The 18,936-nt window shown below is 67.3% G+C and carries 17 protein-coding genes; 5 read left to right on the forward strand and 12 right to left on the reverse strand.

The annotated features are described in order from the left end of the window. Nucleotides 1-120 precede the first annotated feature (120 nt). From AC1DW0_RS00735 to AC1DW0_RS00745, 3 genes are read left to right on the forward strand one after another with little or no spacing between them, the layout of a single operon-like run. Entirely contained in the window at nt 121-546 is a 426-nt protein-coding gene (locus AC1DW0_RS00735) for an Lrp/AsnC family transcriptional regulator (protein ID WP_056194870.1), read from the forward strand. A gap of 41 nt (nt 547-587) precedes the next feature. Further along, on the forward strand, nt 588-1,517 hold the full coding sequence (locus AC1DW0_RS00740; protein WP_457323732.1) for a patatin-like phospholipase family protein: 930 nt from the start codon (nt 588-590) through the stop codon (nt 1,515-1,517). A 4-nt stretch (nt 1,518-1,521) separates the two neighbouring features. After that, on the forward strand, nt 1,522-2,154 hold the full coding sequence (locus AC1DW0_RS00745; protein WP_477944468.1) for an LON peptidase substrate-binding domain-containing protein: 633 nt from the start codon (nt 1,522-1,524) through the stop codon (nt 2,152-2,154). On the opposite strand, the gene AC1DW0_RS00750 is transcribed toward AC1DW0_RS00745, so the two are convergent. The 3 genes from AC1DW0_RS00750 to AC1DW0_RS00760 are packed head-to-tail and all read right to left on the reverse strand — an operon-like array spanning nt 2,132 to nt 6,876. Then, complete coding sequence (locus tag AC1DW0_RS00750) at nt 2,132-2,962, reverse strand: lysophospholipase (RefSeq protein ID WP_477944470.1); 831 nt, start codon at nt 2,960-2,962, stop codon at nt 2,132-2,134. The genes AC1DW0_RS00745 and AC1DW0_RS00750 overlap by 23 nt on opposite strands. Then, the gene (locus AC1DW0_RS00755; RefSeq protein ID WP_477944472.1) at nt 2,959-3,870 is read right to left on the reverse strand and encodes a YihY/virulence factor BrkB family protein; all 912 of its coding nucleotides are present in this window, start codon (nt 3,868-3,870) and stop codon (nt 2,959-2,961) included. Before AC1DW0_RS00755 ends, AC1DW0_RS00750 begins: the two co-directional genes overlap by 4 nt. 51 nt (nt 3,871-3,921) lie before the next feature. After that, entirely contained in the window at nt 3,922-6,876 is a 2,955-nt protein-coding gene (locus AC1DW0_RS00760) for a TonB-dependent receptor plug domain-containing protein (RefSeq protein WP_477944474.1), read from the reverse strand. A gap of 247 nt (nt 6,877-7,123) precedes the next feature. On the opposite strand from AC1DW0_RS00760, the gene gntR reads away from it, so the two are divergent. Further along, nucleotides 7,124-8,164 carry an HTH-type transcriptional regulator GntR gene (gene gntR, locus AC1DW0_RS00765; protein ID WP_457325778.1) on the forward strand — a complete coding sequence of 347 codons (1,041 nt, stop codon included), beginning with the start codon at nt 7,124-7,126 and terminating at the stop codon, nt 8,162-8,164. Here the strand turns inward: gntR and AC1DW0_RS00770 are convergent. The 7 genes from AC1DW0_RS00770 to AC1DW0_RS00800 form a co-directional block, all read right to left on the reverse strand. Next, entirely contained in the window at nt 8,156-10,486 is a 2,331-nt protein-coding gene (locus AC1DW0_RS00770; RefSeq protein WP_477944476.1) for a GH36-type glycosyl hydrolase domain-containing protein, read from the reverse strand. The genes gntR and AC1DW0_RS00770 overlap by 9 nt on opposite strands. Before the next feature lie 5 nt (nt 10,487-10,491). Then, entirely contained in the window at nt 10,492-11,847 is a 1,356-nt protein-coding gene (locus AC1DW0_RS00775; RefSeq protein ID WP_457391657.1) for an MFS transporter, read from the reverse strand. After that, entirely contained in the window at nt 11,844-12,353 is a 510-nt protein-coding gene (locus AC1DW0_RS00780; protein WP_235531901.1) for a gluconokinase, read from the reverse strand. Before AC1DW0_RS00780 ends, AC1DW0_RS00775 begins: the two co-directional genes overlap by 4 nt. A gap of 105 nt (nt 12,354-12,458) precedes the next feature. Continuing rightward, nucleotides 12,459-13,187 carry a LytR/AlgR family response regulator transcription factor gene (locus tag AC1DW0_RS00785; protein ID WP_457391655.1) on the reverse strand — a complete coding sequence of 243 codons (729 nt, stop codon included), beginning with the start codon at nt 13,185-13,187 and terminating at the stop codon, nt 12,459-12,461. Beyond that, the gene (locus AC1DW0_RS00790) at nt 13,184-14,248 is read right to left on the reverse strand and encodes a sensor histidine kinase (RefSeq protein ID WP_477944479.1); all 1,065 of its coding nucleotides are present in this window, start codon (nt 14,246-14,248) and stop codon (nt 13,184-13,186) included. Before AC1DW0_RS00790 ends, AC1DW0_RS00785 begins: the two co-directional genes overlap by 4 nt. A 1-nt stretch (nt 14,249) precedes the next feature. Further along, nucleotides 14,250-14,978, reverse strand: coding sequence for a LiaI-LiaF-like domain-containing protein (locus AC1DW0_RS00795; RefSeq protein WP_477944481.1), 729 nt, complete (start codon nt 14,976-14,978; stop codon nt 14,250-14,252). A gap of 206 nt (nt 14,979-15,184) precedes the next feature. Then, a complete protein-coding gene (locus AC1DW0_RS00800) occupies nt 15,185-15,739 on the reverse strand; it encodes a phasin family protein (RefSeq protein ID WP_457325672.1) in 555 nt (184 codons plus the stop codon). 170 nt (nt 15,740-15,909) lie between these two features. On the opposite strand from AC1DW0_RS00800, the gene AC1DW0_RS00805 reads away from it, so the two are divergent. Next, on the forward strand, nt 15,910-16,848 hold the full coding sequence (locus AC1DW0_RS00805; protein WP_477944483.1) for a histone deacetylase family protein: 939 nt from the start codon (nt 15,910-15,912) through the stop codon (nt 16,846-16,848). Here the strand turns inward: AC1DW0_RS00805 and AC1DW0_RS00810 are convergent. Both AC1DW0_RS00810 and AC1DW0_RS00815 read right to left on the reverse strand, forming a co-directional pair. Beyond that, nucleotides 16,826-18,361, reverse strand: a complete 1,536-nt coding sequence (locus AC1DW0_RS00810) for a methyl-accepting chemotaxis protein (protein ID WP_477944485.1) — start codon at nt 18,359-18,361, stop codon at nt 16,826-16,828. The genes AC1DW0_RS00805 and AC1DW0_RS00810 overlap by 23 nt on opposite strands. 69 nt (nt 18,362-18,430) lie before the next feature. After that, nucleotides 18,431-18,892: a cache domain-containing protein gene (locus AC1DW0_RS00815; RefSeq protein WP_056194935.1), complete on the reverse strand. Its 462-nt coding sequence runs from the start codon at nt 18,890-18,892 to the stop codon at nt 18,431-18,433. Nucleotides 18,893-18,936: the final 44 nt, after the last annotated feature.

The following is an 18,936-nucleotide window of genomic DNA, read 5'->3' on the forward strand; positions in this document are numbered from 1 at the left end:
TCTCTATGAAGCTGTTGGGGCGATTCTTCCTAGGCGGCCTGCCAAACAGAAGCTCAACTCTTGCCACGTAATGCATCGCGATTTGGCAAAATGGCAGTGGAAATTGCCGAATTGCTCAAAATGGATGCCCTTGACCAGCAACTCCTCGCCCTGCTGCGCACCGATGCCCGGGCCAGCGTCGCCACGCTCGCGGCCAAGCTCAAGGTCTCGCGCGGCACCGTCACCAACCGCATCGCGCGGCTGGAAGACAGCGGCGTCATCACCGGCTACACGGTGCGCCTGCGGCCCGACTCGGTGCCCGACCAGATCACGGCATGGATGAGCATCACGGTTGAAGGCAACCGCACGCGCGAGGTGGTGGCCATGCTGCTCGGCGAGCCCGGCATCACGGGCCTCTTCGACACCAACGGCCGCTGGGACCTGCTGGCCGAGATCCGCAGCTCCAGCCTGCAGGAACTGGCCGACGTGCTGGAGCGGGTGCGCCTCATCAAGGGCATTGCCGGCACCGAGACCTCCATCCATCTGCAAAGCTACAAGCTGGCCTGATCGGCCTCGGTTATCGTGCGCCGCGCTCCCTCTGCCTTGAAATGAATCCTGTCCTGATCCGCCGTGCCTGGCTTGCGGCCTCCCTTGTGGCGCTGGCCGGTTGTTCCGTGCTGCCCAGCCAGCCACCCCAGCCGCCGGTCGTCGTCGTCCCGACGCCGCCGCCTGAGCCGCCACCCGTCATCAAGCCAGCCCCGAAACCGCCACGCATCGGCCTGGCCCTGGGCGGCGGCGCCGCGCGCGGCTTTGCCCACATTGGCGTCATCCAGGTGTTCGAAGAGAACGGCATCAAGGTCGACCTGGTCGCCGGCACCTCGGCCGGCAGCCTCGTCGCATCGCTCTACGCCTCGGGCAAGACCGGCAAGGAGATGCAGACGCTGGCCGAGACCATGGACGAGGGCGCGATCACCGACTGGTCCTTCCCGCTGCGCGGCCTGATCCGCGGCGAGGCGCTGGCGCGCTTCATCCGCGACAAGACCGGCGGCAAGAACATTGAGCAGATGGTGGTGCCGCTGGGCATCGTCGCCACTGACCTGTCCGACGGCTCTTCCATCCTGTTCCGCAGCGGCGACACCGGCACGGCTGTCCGTGCCTCCAGCGCGGTACCGGCCGTGTTCCAGCCGGTGCGCATCGGCCAGCGCGAATTTGTCGACGGCGGCTTGGTGTCACCGGTGCCGGTGCGCTTTGCCAGGGAAATGGGCGCGCAGCTCGTCGTCGCGGTGGACATCACCTCGCCGCCCGAGAAGGACCCGCCGGGCGACGCCTTTCGCATGCTGATGCAGACCTTTTCCATCATGGGGCGCAGCATCAACATGTTCGAGCTGCGCGACGCCGACGTCGTCATCCGGCCCAGGCTCGATGGCGTGGGCAGCGCCGACTTCACGGCGCGGCGCCGTGCGGTGCAGGCCGGTCGCGAGGCAGCGCAGGCGATCCTGCCGATCCTGCGCCAGCGCATCGCCGAGAAGACCCGCTGAAGCTATGGATGTCGAGACGCCGCTGTTCCCGCTGCGCTCGGTGTTCTTTCCCGGCGGCCATCTGGCGCTGCGCATCTTCGAGCCGCGTTACCTGGACATGGTGCAGCGCTGCCATGCGCGCGGCGAGCCCTTTGGCATCGTGGCGTTGACTTCGGGCGAGGAGGTGCGCCGGCGCGAGGGCGAGGGCTTTCGGGCCGAGGCTTTTCACGACGTCGGCACGCTGGCCCGCATCGAGGATTTCGAGCACGCGCAGGCCGGCCTCATCAACATCCGCATCTGCGGCACGCAGCGCTTTCGCGTGCAGGGCTCGCGCAACCTCAGCCATGGCCTGTGGGTCGGCCGGCTTGAGCTGTTGGCCGGCGACGTCGCGGTGCCGGTGCCAGACGATCTGCGCCAGGCCGCTCAGCAACTGCAGTACCTGCTCGCCGGCTGGAAGGCCCGCGGCGCCGCGGACGACCTGCCCGTGCAGCCGCCCTACCAGTGGGACGACGCGGGCTGGCTGGCCAACCGCTGGGCCGAGCTGCTGCCCATGCCGGTCGAGGCGCGCCAGCGGCTGATGGTGATGGACAACCCGCTGCTGAGATTGGAGCTCATCGTCGACCGGCTTGACGCGCTTACGCGTTCAGCCAATCGGTAAGCGTCTTCAGCACCTCGGCCTTCTCGGGCTCGTTGAAGATCTCGTGGAAGAGGCCGGGCCAGGGCTTGGTGGCGACGACATTGGCGGGTGCGCCAGACGCAAAGGCCTCGCTGCCGCGCGGTGACACGCAGCGGTCCGCGCCGGCCCACATCAGCAGCGTGCGCAGCTTCCAGCGCGGTGCGTCGCCAATGGCACGGGCGCCGCTGTCGACGATGAAGCGCGTCAGCCGCGCCGTGATGCGGTCATGCACCAGCGGGTCGCCGGCATAAGCCTTCACGACGGCGGGGTCACGGCTGATCCATTCGGGCTTGAGGCCGTTGCTGACGGCCAGGCCCGGGGCGAGCGATCCCGCCACGGCCAGCAGCAGCTTCTGAAAACCGGACAGGCCCGCATCCAGCGCGGGGGAAGACAGCACCAGGCCATCCAGCGGCCGGCTCCAGGCCGCGGGCTTGCCTGTCAGCGCCTCCGCTGCAAAGCGCGCGGCGATCAGCCCGCCCATGCTGTGGCCGAGCAGCACGAAACGCTTGCCCGGCTGGCGCACGGCGTCGATGACGCGTGCCGTGTCGCGCAGCAGCGCGTCGTGCGCGGGGATGTCGCCCTTGCGCCCATCGCTGCGCCCGTGGCCGCGGTGATCCCAGCCGTGCACATCCCAACCGGCCGCGTTCAGTGCCGCGGCGACATGGGCATAGCGCTCGATGTGTTCGCCCAGGCCATGGCAGATGAGCAACTGGCCGCGTGCGGGAGCCGCGCTGGTGGGCCAGTGGCGCAGGTGGAGCTTGAGGCCGTCGTCGGTGGTGGTGGTCGTCATCGCGTCGCGGGCTGGGAATCGGTGCGCAAGTTTGCACGAGCTTCTTCCGTTTCTCGTCGCGAACCCAACACTCTTGCGTAGGCCCAGGTGAACTCGGCGCCGATCAGCAGGATCTGCGCCGAGAAGTACACCCACACCAGCAGGGCCACGACCGAGGCCGCGGCGCCAAAGCCCGAGGCGACGCCGCTGCGCTGCAGATAGGCGCCAATGCCATAGCGGCCCAGGGCAAACAGGCCCGCCGTGACGAAGGCGCCGAGCAGCACGTCGCGCCAGGCGACGTGCACGCGTGGCATCCACTTGAAGATCAGCGCGAACACGGCCACGACTAGCCCCTGGCTGAACACGGTGTTGGCCAGAGCGGCGACGCGCAGCCAGTCGCCGAACCAGAGCTGCCACCAGGTCTGGGCGGCCGACATGACCGCGTCCAGCAGCAGCGACACCAGCAGCAGAAAGCTCAGGCCAAAGATGAGGCCGAAGCTCAGCAGGCGCGCGCGCAGCCAGTTCAGCCAGCCTTGCACCGGGCGGGCCGGCACGCGCCAGATGGTGTCCAGCGCATCCTGTAGCTCGGCGAACAACGTCGTCGCACCGACCAGCATCAGCCCCAGCCCGACAACCGTGCTGAGCCAGCCGCCGGCCGGCCAGGAGACCGACTTCAGCATGCTTTCGACTGTCGAGGCGGCCGTCGCGCCGAGCAGCGCGGCGAGCTGGTCGAAGAGCTCGCCGCGCACCGCCTCGCCGCCCCAGACCAGGCCGGCCACGGACACGACGATGAGCAGCAGCGGTGCCAGCGAGAACAGCGTGTAGTAGGCGAGTGCCGCGCCCATGCGCGGGCCGCGGTCGTCGAGGAAACCGTCGAAGGTCAGCTTCAGCACGCGTCCCAGCGGTCGGATCTGATCAAGCCAGCGCATGCGCGAAGTCTCGCGGCAGGCGCCGGCCGCCGCTGTAGGACGCGACCGGCGTCAGAACGTCATGCGGGCGCCCACGCGGTACTGGCGGCCCAGCACATCGAACAGCGAGGGGTTCACGCCATAGCCGGTGTTGGTGCCCGGGGCGTTGGGCGGCGCGACGTCGGTGACGTTGTCGATCTTGAAGTAGGCGGTGATGTTTTTGTTGATCTTGTAGTTGCCGGCGAGATCCCAATAGAAAGCGCCCTTCATGTGGTTGTTGTCGATGGTCTGGTGCATGGCGGTGGAGACTGGGCAGGTGGTCTGGCACTCGATGAACTCGTTGCTGTAGACGCCATTGCTGACCCAGCGCTGGCCCACCGTGAAGCTGGCCTTTTCGCCTTCCCAGGATTGCGAGAACTGGGCCTTCCACGTCGGCGTGTCGCCGAGGTTGACGCCTGCGCGCTCGGCCGGGATGGTGCCCACGATGCCCGATGTGACCAGGAAGCTGTTGGTGTGCGTTGCCAGGCCACGCAGCGTGAGCTTGCCGGGCAGATTGACGCTGGCCAGGTTGAATCGGTAGAGAGCTTCCATGTCGAAGCCCTTGCTGCGCATCCTGGCCAGATTGAAGGCCTGCAGCGTCACGTACTTCACGGGGCTGACAAGATCCATCGCGGCGCAGATCTCTTGGTTGCCGGCAGCGCAGAGGTCCACTTCCTGCTGGGCTCCGAGGGTGGAGATCACGTCCTTCAACTTGATGTCGAAGTAGTCGATCGACGCACTGAAGCCTGGCGCCCACTTGGGCTGCGACAACACCAGGCCGAGGATGCGGTTGTTGGCCAGCTCGGGGCGAAGGTTGACGTTGCCGATGGTGCGCTGCTGCACGTTGTAGGTGTTGCCCTGGAAGTTGACGGCCTGGTTGATGACCACCGGCGCGGCAAACAGCTCGGAGAGATTCGGCGCACGCACATCACGCGAGGCGACGTAGCGAACGCGCAGGCCATCTACCCCGGTCTTCCAGGTCGAGCCGATCTTCCAACTGTTGATGCCGCCGGCGGTGCTGTAGAGCGTGCGGCGCACGGCCGCGTTGAGGTTGGCCTCGCCCAGGCTGTCGGACTTGAACATCGGAGCGTTCACTTCGACGAAAGCTTCTTTCACGTTGTAGGCGCCCGCCGCAGCGTGGTAGTTGCCGGCGAACCAGTTGTTGCCCACAGTGGTGTTGAGGAGCGGGTCAGCCGGGTAGTCGGCCGTATTGGGCGTTGCGGGGTAGACGCCATTGCCGTAGGGGTCGCCCGTCACCCAGTAACCTTCCTTGCGAGCTTCCGCCCCGAAGGCAACGGCCACCGGTCCTGCCCAGTTCGAGAACGGCTGGCCGTTGAGGTTGAAGCTGGCCACCGTCTGACGCTGCACCGACAACTGATGCGGACCGACGGCCGGGAACACATAGGCCAGCGCGGCCGGATCCTGCTGCACATCGCCGATGATGTTCAGCGGCGCGCAGCCCGCGGCCACGGCGGTGGCGTTTCGGCAGACGATCTGGCCGGACGAATTGCGCACGGCGTCGATGGCGGCGTTGAAGCGCGGGTTCAGCATGATGTTGCTGACCTTCAGGTCGATGCTGTTTTCGCCGTGCTCGAAGTAGCCGTCATACGACCAAGTCTGGCCTAGCGCGCTAGCCTTGCCGGTCGCACCCAGCACGAACCGCTTCTGTTCGCGGATCGGGTTGACTTCGATGTCCTTGGGCTGGTTGCCGTAGGCCGTGCCGAACTTGAAGCTGGTGATGCCCTTGTCCACGCAGGCCTGCTTGATGGAGGCCGGCACGTAGGGGTTCTCGCACTGGATGGTCAAGTTGTCCAGCTTGGGCGAACCGGGGTTGGGCGTGTTGCGAGCGTTGGTCCTGGCCAGGTTGACCGTGAAGTAGACCTCGTTGTCATCGTCCAGCTCATAGCTAGCACGGGTGTAGAAGACCTGACGCTGCAGGTTCATGCCCATGGTGGTGCCGCCGCCGATGGTGCCGGAGAGGTCGCCGCCCACGCAGAAGGGTGTGATGCAGCCTGTCACTGCACCCGTGCCTGTGGGCACGCCGTTGGAGCCGTAGTCGAACTTGTAGGGCACGCCGTCCTTGCCGAAGGCGGTACCCTGCAGCGGGCCCTGGGTGATCAAGCCGTACTTGGAGTACTGGAACTGTTGGGCGTTGCGGATGTCGAACAGCTGCGGCCTGCCGTCCGTGGTCTGGCCGGTAGGGCGCTGTTGCCAGGCCGGATTGTTGAACCAGGTGCGGCCGTTGGCGCCCTGGCCACCAAAGCGGGGTGAGGGCACGCCCTTTTCACGGACGAGTTCCACGCTCACGGCAATGTGCGCACGGTCGTTGAGGAAGCTCCGGCCCCAGGCGGCTTGCAGTGCGCCGTTCTTGTCGTCGCCGTAGTTGGTCTGGCCAGCTTCGATGTTGGCCTTGAAGCCCTTGAAGCGCTTGTCGGTGATGAAGTTCACCACGCCGCCGACGGCGTCGGAGCCGTAAGAGGCGCCGGCACCGCCGGTCACCACGTCGACTTGGGTGACGAGGAGCTGTGGGAACTGGCTGATGTCAGCCACGCCGGTCACGTTGGCCGGCACCACGCGTTGGCCATCGAGCAGGGTCAGCGTGCGGATCGGGGTGAGGCCGCGCAGGCTCAGGGAACTGAGGCCCTGCAAGCCACTGCTGGTGCTGTTGGTGAAGGTGGTGCGACCCGTGCTGCCCTGGAGCGCAGGCAACTCAACGAGGCTCTGGAAAATGTTCGGGTGAGCCGCCTTCTCGAGGTCCGAGGCGGTGAGGCGCGTGGTCGGCGTCGGTTGCGTGAAGCCGCGCGCCGAGATGCGCGAGCCCGTAATGACCACGGTGCTCAGCACGCTGGCGCCGGGATTGACCTCTGGCGCGGCGTCAGGCGTTGTGGCCGGTGTCTCAGCGCTTTGGGCCAGGGCGGGAAGCGCCAGCACGGCGCAAGCCGTGAGGGCCGCCAGATGGATCAGGGTCTTGGAACCGGGATTTCGCATGGGAGGTCTCCTGAGGTGGCACGGTGGGCCGCTGCCTTGTGGTCGTTGAGCCGGTATTCGGTAAACAAACTTGGTTATTGGATAGCGCTGTCCGGAGAGCTTAAAAAAACCGGATGGCTTAGGTTGAAACTCGCCCGAACACGCGATCCCCAAGGGTTGAACAGCTGCGCCGAGGGCTATCGCGTTTCGGGATTGCGCTATCCTAGGCATCGAATTCCCCCTCCGATATGGGGGATACCATGTAGAAATGCCGAGCAGCAAGACGACATCAGCCGCCTCCCCCAGACGCACCAGGGCCACCGGCCGGGTGACGCTGGCGGACGTGGCGCAGGCCGCCGGCGTCAGCCCCATCACCGTGTCGCGGGCCCTGCGTGGCGAGCGGGCGGTGGCGCAGGAGCTGTGCGAGCGCGTCCAGGCCGCCGCCACTGCGCTGGGCTACGTGCCCGATCCAGCCGCCCGCGCGCTGGCCTCCAGCCGCAGCTCCCATGTCGCGGTGCTGATCCCCAAGCTGAGCAATACCTTGTTCGTAGAGCTGCTCGACGCGGTGCAGACCACGCTCGTGCCGGCTGGCTACCAGACGCTGATCGGCGTCACCCATTACGACGCCAGCGAAGAGGAGGCCGTGCTGCGCAGCTTTCTGGCACACCGGCCGGCCGGTCTCATCGTCACCGGCCGCGATCGCAGCCCGGCGGCGGCCGCTCTGATCGAGGGCAGCGGCGTTCCCTGCGTGCATGTGATGGAGGTGGAGCCGGGCAGCCACAGCGTGGGCTTCTCGCAACGCGATGCCGGGCGGGCCATCACGCAGCATCTGCTCGATTCGGGTCGACGCCGCGTCGTCTACGTTGCCGCCCAGCTCGACCCACGCACCTTGGAACGCGGTGAGGGCTACAAGGAGGCGCTGGTGCAAGCCGGCCTGGGCGAGAGCGTGAACAAGGTGCTGATCGCCGAGCCCTCGTCCATGGCGCTCGGTGGCGCGATGCTGGAGCGTGTGCTGCGCGAGGCGCCTGAGACTGACGCCATCTTCTTCTGCAACGACGACCTTGCGCAGGGCGCGCTGCTGGCGGCCTTGCGCCTGGGGGTGGCCGTGCCTGGCCGCGTGGCGGTGGCCGGCTTCAACGACCTGCCTGGCAGCGACCAGATGGTGCCGCCACTCACCACCGTGGCCACGCCGCGCCGTCAAATCGGCGAGCAGGCGGCGCAGATGTTGATGAAGCTGATGCGCGGCCAGCCGGTGGAGCAGCCGAACGTGGACCTGGGCTTCCAGGTCGTGCGGCGGGCGTCAACCTAGCTCGACGTCCAGCCGGTAGCTGCGGCCGGGCTCGATGTCGCGCACCAGGCCATCTGGCAATGGCTGGCCATCCAGAAGTACGCGGTTTTGGCCGGTGCGGCGAACCTGCAGGTGGAAACGCGCACCGCGGAATTCGCGTTCAGCGCTGAGCTCGTCCCAGCCCGAGGGCAGTTGCGGCTTCACTCGCAGGCCTTTCGCATCGCCGCGCAGGCCGCAAAGGCCTTCGATGACGCAGCGATAGGCCCAGGCCGCGGTGCCGGTGTTGAAGAGCTGGCTGGAGCGGCCGGCCGTACGCGGGAACTGCTGGTGCGCGCCGCGGTAGTAGTTGGGAATGAAGACCGGCAACTGGCCGCGCTGCAGATAGTCGGCCTCGTCAGGCCCCGGAATCATGCGGCGCAGTGCGCTGTAGGCGCGGTCGCCCTCTCCGGCGTCGTACAGCGCATGCACGTAGAAGCTGGCGGCGTGGTTGTAGACCGCGCCGTTCTCGGCCGAGCCCGGGTGCTTTTGCGTCACGCGGCCTACGTCGTCGCGCATGCCGGAGTAGGGCGGGTTGAACATGGCCACACCGTGCGGCGTGTCGAGCTGCGCGTCGATGGCGGCCAGCATCTTCACGCGCTGCTCCTTGCTCGCCGCGCCGCTGAGCATGGCCCAGGACTGGGGGTTGAGGTAGATGCGGCCCTCGGTGTCGGCGCTGACTCCGAACACCACGTCGTCATCGGTAATACCGCGGGCGAACCAGTCGCCATCCCACAGATGACTGTTGGCAGCGGCATTCAGTTCCTTGACCGCAGCCTGCCAGCGCGCGGCTTGGTCGGAGCGGCCGGCGCTGGCGCAGATACCGCCCCACAGCCGCATCGCATAGGCGGCCGCAACAGTGAGCCAGCCCGACACGCCGCGGCCGTTGTAGCCCACCATGTTCATCGGGTCGCACCAGTCGCCCTGGGCGATGAAACTCAGGCCGCGGGCGTCGCGGTCCTGCTGCAGCCAGGTCATGGCGGCGTCCAGCCGTTCGGCGACGGTGAGGTCGTTCACCACTACATCCAACAGCGCGAAGTCGCCCGTCTCGTCGAGGTAGGCCTGCAGGCACACGGGCAGCCAAACGCAGTGGTCGGTGTGCGGCACCTGGTTGATGTACTTCAGCTCGGCGCCTTCGATGAGCAGGATGCCGTCCGGCATGGAGCCGTTGGCGGCCTGTTGGCTCAGCGCATGCAACAGTGCGCCGCGCGTGACGCTCGGCGCGATATAGGCCATGCCGAGGTTGTCCTGCAAGTAGTTGCGCGTCTGCGGGTCGGTACTGAGGCGGTTCACGTCGCCGTGATAGAAAACCTGGCGCGGCAGCCAGTGGTTCACGAAGCGGTCGAAGTCGGCGTCGGGCGTCGTGATGCGCAGGCAGCCTCGGCCGCCGTCGACGTAGTCGGCATAGGCAGCGTGGGCGCGGGCGAAGCCGGCTTCGCTGAGGTAGGTCTCGCGTACGCTGGCGATCTCGGCGTCGTCCAGCGCAGGGCCGAAGAGGAAGCGCCAGGTCTGGCCCTCGTTGGGCTGCAGCGTCAGCCTGTACTGCACACAGGCAGCAGGCGTTTCGTAGCGGGCGTCGCCACCGGCGAGCTGCTCGACCTGCAGCGCGCTCGGGCGGTGCAGGCCGCCTTCGCCTTCAAACGCGCTCTGGCTGGCCTCCCAGGCATCAGGTGGGCGCTCGCAGAGGAAATAGGTCTTGTCCTTGAGCTGCAGGTTCTTGAAGTAGTCCGCCACCTTCTGGTAGGGCGTCACGCTGCTGGCCACGATGCCGCCCAGGTCGGCGCGCCACTCGGCCGACTGGTTCATCCACGACATGTAGCCGATGGGAAAGTAGGGCACGACGCTGATGCGCCGTGGCCGGCCCGAAAGGTTGGTGACGCGAACCTCCCACAGCTCGACGACATCGTCGGTCGGCAGGCCTAACGCCATCTCCACGCGCAGGCCGAGGTGCTCCACCGTCCAGCTCAGGTCGTGCCGGCCGACGAAGAAGCTGAAGCTGTCGACCGGCGCGCGCACCGGCTCGTACGGCGCCGAGAACAGCTCGCCGGTGTCCTCGTCCTTCACGTAGACGAAGCGGCCGGGGTGGTGGGCGTAGTAGGCCTGCTCCGGCTGCATGAAGGTCTTGGCCTCCAGGTTGGGCGCATGGGCGTACTTGGCCGGCTCGGGCTGCATGAACTGCGCGGTGGCGTAGCCGCGGCAGGTCACCTGGATCATCATGCGGCGGTTCCACAGGAAGCCGGCGGCCTGGGGCAGGGCGGTGGGGCTGGTGAGCTCGCAGCGCTCGCCGTCATCGAGGTGTCGCAGCATGGGCGTCAGACCGGTGAAGTGGAGAACTTGCGCGCGGCCAGGTCGGCCTGGATGCGCGCCATGGTGGGGTTGTCCAGCGTGTAGAAGACCATGATGACGGCGGCCAGCAGCGTGAAGCCGGCCGGGATCACGGACATCAGCCAGACGATGCCGGCCTGGGAGTCGGCCGATTGCACCGCGTTGGGCACATAGCCCAGCGCCGTGAACAGCGTGCCGATGACGCCGACGGCGACAGCCGTGCCGAGCTTCTGCGCGAACGAGCTGGCCGCGAAGGTCATGCCCGTCGCGCGGCGGCCGTTGCGCCATTCGTTGAAGTCGGCCGAATCGGCCAGCATCGAAAAGGACAGCGGCGATTTCGGGCCGAGGACGAGACCGAGCGCGATCTGCAGCGCATACATCAGCGCGATCTGATCGGCGTCGACGAACAGGAAGGCCATCGACAGCACGGTGGAAGCGAGCATCAACCCGATCAGCAGCTTGCGCTTGTCGATGAAGCGAGTGAGGAAGGGCGTGCACGCCGTGCCGGCCGCCGCGGCCAGCAGGTAGGCCGGCATGAAGGTGGCCAGAAGCTCGGGCCGGTTGACCACGTACTTGAAGTAGTAGGCCGCGCTGGTCATGCGCAGCGTGATGCTGAGCATGATGATCAGCGCCAGGAAGAACAGCAGGATCCAGGGCAGGTTGCTGCGCAGGTCGGCCAGGTCCTGGCGCACGCTGGAGGGCTCGGCCTGTACCGGCTGGACGCGCTCGGTCGTCGCGCTGAAGGTGAAGGCGAAGATCAGCGCGGCGGCGACGCCCCAGAACACCATGGTCAGCGTCCAGCCCAGGGCTGGGTCGCCACCACCGAACCAGCCCACCAGCCGGGGCGACACGGCCGTGACGAGGGTGCCGCCCGCAAAGCCGCAGACGAAACGGGACGCGTTGACAGCATTGCGCTCCCGCGCGTCGCCCGAGATCACCCCCGACAAGGCGCTGTAGGGCAGGTTGACGCTGGTGTAGACCGTCATCAAGAGCAGGTAGGTCACGTAGGCCCACACCAGCTTGCCCGTGGGGCCGAAGTCGGGCGTGGAATAGGTCAGCACACCGATCACCGCCAGCGGCACCGGCATGAAGAGCAGATAGGGCCGGAACTTGCCCCAGCGCGTCTGCGTGCGGTCGGCGAAGGCGCCGATCATGGGGTCGGTGAAGGCGTTGAAGATCTTGATGACGAACAACATCGTCGCGGCGGCGGCTGCGGTGATGCCGAACACGTCGGTGTAGAAGATCAGCAGGAAGGTCGAGATGTTGGTCCAGTAGAAGTTGAACCCCATGTCGCCCAGGCCGTAGCCGACGATTTCGCGCCGAGTGAGCGGGCGCGCGCTCATGCTGTGCTCTGCAACCAGGCGAACACCTGCGCCTGCAACTGGTCCAGCGGGGCGAGTGCATCCAGGTGCAGCACGCCCGGCTCGCCGACGGGCGACTCCAGCGTCTCGAACTGGCTGTCGACCAGGCTGACGGAGAAGAAATGGCCGCCGCGTGCCTCGATGCGACGGCGGGCCTCGGCCCGGTCGACATCCAGGAAGGCGAAGCGCAGGCCCGGTGAGGCTTGGCGGAGCTGGTCACGGTAGCGGCGCTTGAGCGCTGAGCATGCGGCCATGGCGCCTAGCGGGTGACAACGCAGTTGCTCGCACAGCGCGGCGAGCCACCCGGCGCGGTCATCGTCGGTCAGCGGCTGGCCCTGGGCCATCTTGCGGCGGTTGGCCTCGCTGTGGAAGTCGTCGCCCTCCAGCCAGACACGGCCGGCTCTTTGGGCGACGGCAGCGCCCAGCGCGGATTTACCGCTGCCGGCGACGCCCATGAAGACGAGGGATTCGGGCGCAAGGTGGGTCATGGGGCGCGAGCGAGAGCGGATCTGAGGGCTTTGGATAGCGCTATCCTAATGTCAATGCCGCCTATGACGCTCCGTGTTTTCCCGCCGCAGCCTTCGCGCCGAGCGTCAGAGTACCGCGCGCAGCCTGTCGTAGCCGCTGCGGCTGACGGGAATGCGCTTGCCATTCCTCATGCGCGCGACGTGGGCGTCGCTGTCCGTCTTCTCCAGAGCCTGCAGCGCCGTGAGGTTGATGATGAAGGAGCGGTGCACGCGCACGAAGCGGCTGGGGTCGAGCTGGGCTTCCAGGTCCGAGATGCGCTGGGCTTTCAGGTGGTCACGGCCGGCGCTGTGGAAGGCGACGTTGTCGGCCTGAGCCTCGATGTAGTCGATGGCGTCGACCGCCAGCACCTGCATGCCCCCGCTGCGCTCGGCGTCGCGTACGAGCACACGGCTCAGCGCCTGGGGCGAGACGAGTTTGTCCAGTCCGGGCTGAGCCTGACCAAGCAGGCGGCGCGCGCGTGTCAGCGCGGTGTCGAAGCGCGTCTGGTTGAAGGGCTTGAGCAGATAGTCCACCGCATGCAGCTCGAAGGCGCGCATGGCGTGCTGGTCATGCGCCGTCGTGAAGATGACACCGTCGCGCCGGCCGGTCAGCTCCAGCACTTCGAGGCCCGTCAGGCGCGGCATCTGGATGTCGAGAAAGACGAGATCGGGCTTGAGCTCGGTGATGGCGCGGGCGGCATCCAGGCCGTTCTCGGCTTCGACGGCGACGGTGATGTCGGCGTGGGCTTTCAGGAACTCGCGCAGCAGGCGGCGGGCCAGGGGTTCGTCGTCGGCAATGAGGGCTTGCAGCGTCATGGCGTCTCGTTCTCGAAGGGAATGCTGATCTCAACCGCGAAGCCCTCGCGCGTCGCGCCCCAGCTCACACGGGCACGGTCGCGGTACTGCGCGGCCAGCCGCTCGCGCAGATGGCGCAGGCCTTGGCCCATGCCGGGTTCTCGCGATGGTTCTGCGGGCACGGGATTGCGCACGGCCAGGTGCAACCAGCCGTCGCGCACCAAGGCCTGGATCTGCAGCAGGCCGCCGCCGTCCAACGCGCGCAGGCCGTGCTTGAGGGCGTTCTCGACCAGGGGCTGCAGCGTCAGCGGCGGCAGCAGGGCGGCCAGGGTCTCGGGCGGCGCATCAATGGCGCTGCGCAGCTTGTCGCCCAGGCGTTGGCGCTCGATGGCGAGGTAATGGCCGATGAGGTCGAGCTCGTCCTCCAGGCGGATGCGCTCGCGGCCGGCCAGCGCCAGGGTCTGCCGGAAGAACTGGGCCAGGTCGATGCTCATCTGCCGCGCGCCAGCGGGGTCGAAACTGGTCAGCGCGCTGATGGAGTTCAGGCTGTTGAAAAGGAAATGTGGGTCGATCTGCAGGCGCAGCAGCTGCAGCTCCATGTCGCGGGCCAGCAGCCGCGCCTCGGCCTCGCGGGTGGCGGAGGCTTGCGCGGATTCGACGGCCAGCAGCAGGTCGTGGGCCAGCACCGACAGCGTCAGCAGGATGAGATTGGCCAGCAGCAAGAGGCCCCAGGTCGCCGGGGTCATCGTGACCAGGCCGGCCGGGCGGCCGAGGGCGAGGCCCGCTGCATTCCAGCCTGCCGCGAGTGCGAGCGCCGCGCCGCCGAGCAGCAGCACGGCCGCAATCCGTGCAGCCAGTGCCCGCGGCCAGCGGCCGGCACCGAAGGGCTGGCTGCGGCAGAGGTGATACAGCGACAGTGCGACAAAGCTCAGCACTGTGCTCAGCGGCAATGCCCAGGCCAGGGCCCAGGGAGCGTCGGCCAACCCCTCGATGACCAGCAGCGCGGCCAGCACCGCGCCCGCCAGCGCGGCGGCCAGCAGGCAGGCGGCCAGGCCGCGCCGGTGCACCAGCAGCGGGTGCACTTCAGTTCTTGACTTCGACGCCGCCGAACATCGCGTCGCCCCGCAGCACGAGGCGTTGCGTCGGGTTCATGGGCGGCACCGTACGGTCCTCCACGCCGCCCAGCGTTGGCGCGATGTCGACAATGACTTGCCAGTCGCGCGGCACGCGCAGCTCGACACCGCTGAAGCGAGCCGAGATCTCGAGCACGGCCTCAGGGCCCTCGATCGCGGCTTGGCGCAGGTCGAGCTCGACGCCGCCGAAGGTCACGTCGATGCGGCCGCCCTTGAAGGCGCGCGAATCGTTCTGCTGGCGGATGGCGCTGAAGCTGGCGTCGATGGCAATGCGATCGCCGTGCTCGAGCGTCGACGGCGTGTCGGCGCAAGCCCCTGCTCCGCGGTAGCGCGGGAACATGCCACGCGCCAGGATGGACAGGCCAGCCAGGATGATGAAGACGGGCCACCAGTCGCGCAGCCGGATGCTGACGAGGTCCAGGTTCTGTGCGGTCATCACGGCGCCGACGATGACCAGGGCGATGCCGAACAGCCAGTTGCCCGCGTGGCGTGGCCAGACGATGCGACTCAGCCCGAACAGCACCAGGGTCAGCGGCCAGAAGGTGCGCAGCAGCGGCATGCCGAAGACATGGAGGTTATCCAGCAGGGCCAGCGTGCCGATGCCGACAACGCCCAGCCCGAAGACGACGCGGTGTGCCGGGTGGTACGGCGGGCGATGGCGGATGCGGTTGGGTCTCATGGTGCGGTTCTCGACTTGCGATGGCATGAGTAGACACGCCCGTCGCAACCGGCGAGCCGCCGAATCGGCGAATCGACGCCAGCCGGCGACGAATCAACAGCCGGGTTCGCGAATGTCGGAAAGGAGAAAGCCCGGTGCACTTGCGCCGGGCAAAGAAAAAGCCCGGTGCGGGTGCACCGGGCTTTCGGGAGGCGAGAGCCTGAGGATCAGGCGGCGCGCTTGGCGGCGCGGGTCGCGGTCTGCGTGGCCTTGACGGCTTGGCTGGTCGCGGCCTGGAAGTTGGACTCGGCCACTTCAACGGCTTGCTTGGTGGCCTTCTGGACCGACTCGAAAGCGTTGTTGGCGGCAGCGACAGCCGACTTCACCAGGGCGACGGCGTTCTCGGTGCCGGCCGGGGCGTTCTTGGCGGCGTTGTCGACAACGGCGGTGAAGCTCTTCTGCACATCGGCGAACTTGGCTTCAGCAGCCTTGGCGACTTCGGCGCCGGTGGCGGAGGCGATGTCGTAGATGTGGCGGCTGTAGGAGGCGGCCTTCTCGGCGGTCGGCTGCAGCAGGGCGGCTTGCAGGGACAGCAGCTCTTGTGCGTCCTTGACGGACAGGGCGGCGGCGGTGGTGTCAGCGGCTTCGCTCAGCGCGGTGCGAGCGACTTGCAGGTTCAGCTCGACGAGCTTTTCGACGCCTTCGAAAGCCTTGTTCGTCAGGCCGAAGAGGGTTTCGACATTGGCCTTGTGGGCGGCGAGGACTTGTTCAGCGGTCAGCATGGTGAGACTCCGATTTCAGGTGGTTGAACCGTTTGCTGTGCTTCTTTTGCTGCACTGCAACATGAACTGAATGATAGGGGCCGGGCGCCAGATTGCAAGAACTATTTTGTGCAGTGCAGCAAACTAGGGGTGTCGGGGTGTGACAAAGGTCCACGGCTATCGTGGCGGCCATGCAGGCCTTCCATTCCGATGCCCACAGCCTGGCCCTGCCGCCGGGGCACCGCTTCCCGCAATCTAAGTACCGCTTGTTACGGGAGCATTTCGAGCGCGAGCCGGGGTTGCTGCGCATGCAGCAGGCGCCGGCCGCCAGCGAGGGTGAACTGGCCCTGGCCCATACGCCGGACTATGTGGATGCGGTCCTGCTCGGTCACCTCAGCGCCGCCCAGCAGCGCGAGATCGGCTTCCCGTGGAGCCCGTCCATGGCCGAGCGTTCGCGGCGCTCGGTGGGCGCCAGCATCGCGGCCGCCCGGGCGGCCCTGGTCGAGGGCGTCGCGGCCAATATGGCGGGTGGCACCCACCATGCCTATGCCGACAAGGGCTCCGGCTATTGCGTCTTCAATGACGTTGCCGTCGCTGCGCGCTTGATGCAGGCCGAGTGGGCAAGAAGCCACCGCAGCCTGTTGCGCGTCCTCGTCATCGACCTGGACGTGCACCAGGGCAATGGCACTGCGGCCATCTTCCGCGACGACGACACGGTGTTCACCTTCTCCATGCACGGCGCGCGCAACTTCCCGTTTCGCAAGGAGGCGAGCGATCTGGACGTGGATCTGGCCGACGGCTGTGGCGATGCGGACTACCTGGCTGCGCTGGACGCGGCACTCGGCGAGGTCTGGCGTCGCATTGATCCGGGCCTGGTGTTCTATCTTGCCGGCGCCGACCCCCACGAAGGCGACCGCCTGGGCCGGTTGAAGTTGACCTATGAAGGTTTGGCCGAACGTGATCGGCGCGTACTGGCGGGCTTAAGCGAACGCCGCATCCCCGTGGCGCTGAGCATGGCCGGCGGCTACGGTCACGACCTGGCAACGACGGTCGCCGTGCAGATCAACACGCTGAATCTGGCCGCCCAGTCCTGGGCCGCCTGGGCCGCTATCGCACGCGGAACTGGCTGACCACCTGGGCCAGGCGCTGCGCCTGCTCGCGAAGCGACTCGGCGGCCGCGGCGCTTTCCTCGACGAGGGCGGCGTTCTGCTGCGTCATGTCGTCGACCTTGGTGACGGCGCTGGTGACATCGTCGATGCCGCGGCTCTGGGCGGCGGCGCTGGTGCTGATCTCGCCAATGATGTCGGTCACGCGCTGCACGGCGCCGACGATGTCGGTCATCGTCGAGCCGGCGTCCTGCACCAGGCGGGCGCCGGATTGCACGCGCTCGACGCTGGCGCCGATCAGGGTCTTGATTTCCTTGGCCGCCGCGGCGCTGCGCCCCGCCAGGCTGCGCACCTCGCCGGCCACGACCGCGAAGCCGCGGCCCTGCTCGCCGGCGCGCGCCGCTTCCACGGCGGCATTCAACGCCAGGATGTTGGTCTGGAAGGCGATGTCGTCGATGACGCCGATGATGTCGGCGATGCGCTTGCTGGACGCGGTGATGTCATTCATCGTGTCCACCACCTGCTGTACGACGCTGCCGCCGCGGTGGGCCACGGTGGCGGCGCTGGTGGCGAGTTGGTTGGCCGTCTGCGCGCTGTCGGTGCTCTGGCGCACGATGCCGGTCAGCTGCGCCATGGACGAGCTGGTGATCTCCAGGCTCGAGGCCGTCTGCTCGGTACGCTGGCTCAGGTCCTGATTGCCCGAGGCGATCTCGGACGACGCGGTGCGGATGGAGTCGGCCACCGTCATGACTTCGCCCACCGTCTGGCCGAGTTGCTCGCACATCTGGTTCAGCGCCCGCATCAGGCCGGCCAGTTCGTCCTGCCCCTGCGGGTTGGCGCGCTGGGTCAGATCACCCGCGGCGACCGATTCGGCCAGCGACAGCGAGGCGTTGACGTCGGCTGCGATCTTGCGCTGGTTGGCGAGCAGCAGGCCCATGCCGGCGCCAGCGGTCAGCAGAGAGATCAGGGCGAAGACCCAGGCGCGCTGGCGGGCCGTGGCCTGCTGGGACTCCGACGCGGCTTGCTGATCGGCCCCCATGCTCTGCACGATCTTGCCCATCAGCGTCGCGACTTCCTTGTAGCGGGCCTCGGCGTCCTGCATCGCGGCAACGCCGGTGTTGGGGTCGACCGAGGCCAGGTCGACGGCGGCGTCGGCCTTGGCCAGGTAGGCTTTCAGCAGCGGCAGGGTCGCGTTGATGTGGGCGTCGGTCTCGGCGGGCGTGGCCTCCATCTCGGCCAACGTGGTCAGCGTGCGCGTGAGGCCCTCAACCTGGGTCTTCAACTGCCCCCGCAGGGCCTTTACCTTGGCGTCGTCCAGCGAGCCGATCAAGGCGATGGTGCGATAGACGCCGCCATGCATCTCGCCCACCTGGGTCTGCACGGACACCGTGGTCATGAAGACCTCGTTGCGCTGCTGGCCGGCCTCGTTGGAGGCGACGACCTCACGCAGGGACAGCATGCTGTTGCCCAGGCCGATGGCCAGCACGACGGCCAGTGCCACCATCGGCGGCAGCAACATCTTTGAAGCCAGCTTCATCGGCAACCTTCAAGAGTAGCAACCGGCGCGAGCCGGCGGCAGGGCAGGGGACGGCCAGCCATCCGCGCTTTACTTGTAGATGCCGCCGCAGACGATGGTGTCGTCCAGTCGCTCGCAGTACATCTGCTTGGGTTCGATCTTCTTGCTCGCCGGGTTGGTGAACTTGTAGTCCTGCCAGAAGCCCTTGGGGCTGGACTTGCCCAGTTCGACGCGCTCGCGGATGAAGGGCTTGCCATCGATGTCCTTGAGGTCGATCAGGTCGCGGCCGACCTGCTTCTCGTTGGCGCCGTGGGCCAGGCATTTGCCGTCCATGCCGTAGACGACGATGTAGAGGTCGGCCTTGACGAACTGCGGGTCCTTGGCCGTGATCGTGGCATAGGCCTTGTCCTTGCCGTTGGCCTTGATGAAGGTCACAGCCTTCTTGACGGTGGCGACCGCGTCATCCTTGGTCGCGTTGTCGGCCAGTGCGGCCTGGGCGCCGAAGACGGCCGCCAGTGCAAATGCAAAACTCACTACTCGGGATCGGTTCATGCGAGCTCCTTGCCAGCCGTTGTGAAATCGTTGTCTGCGGCCCA

This window comes from Roseateles sp. P4_D2, from assembly GCF_056401875.1.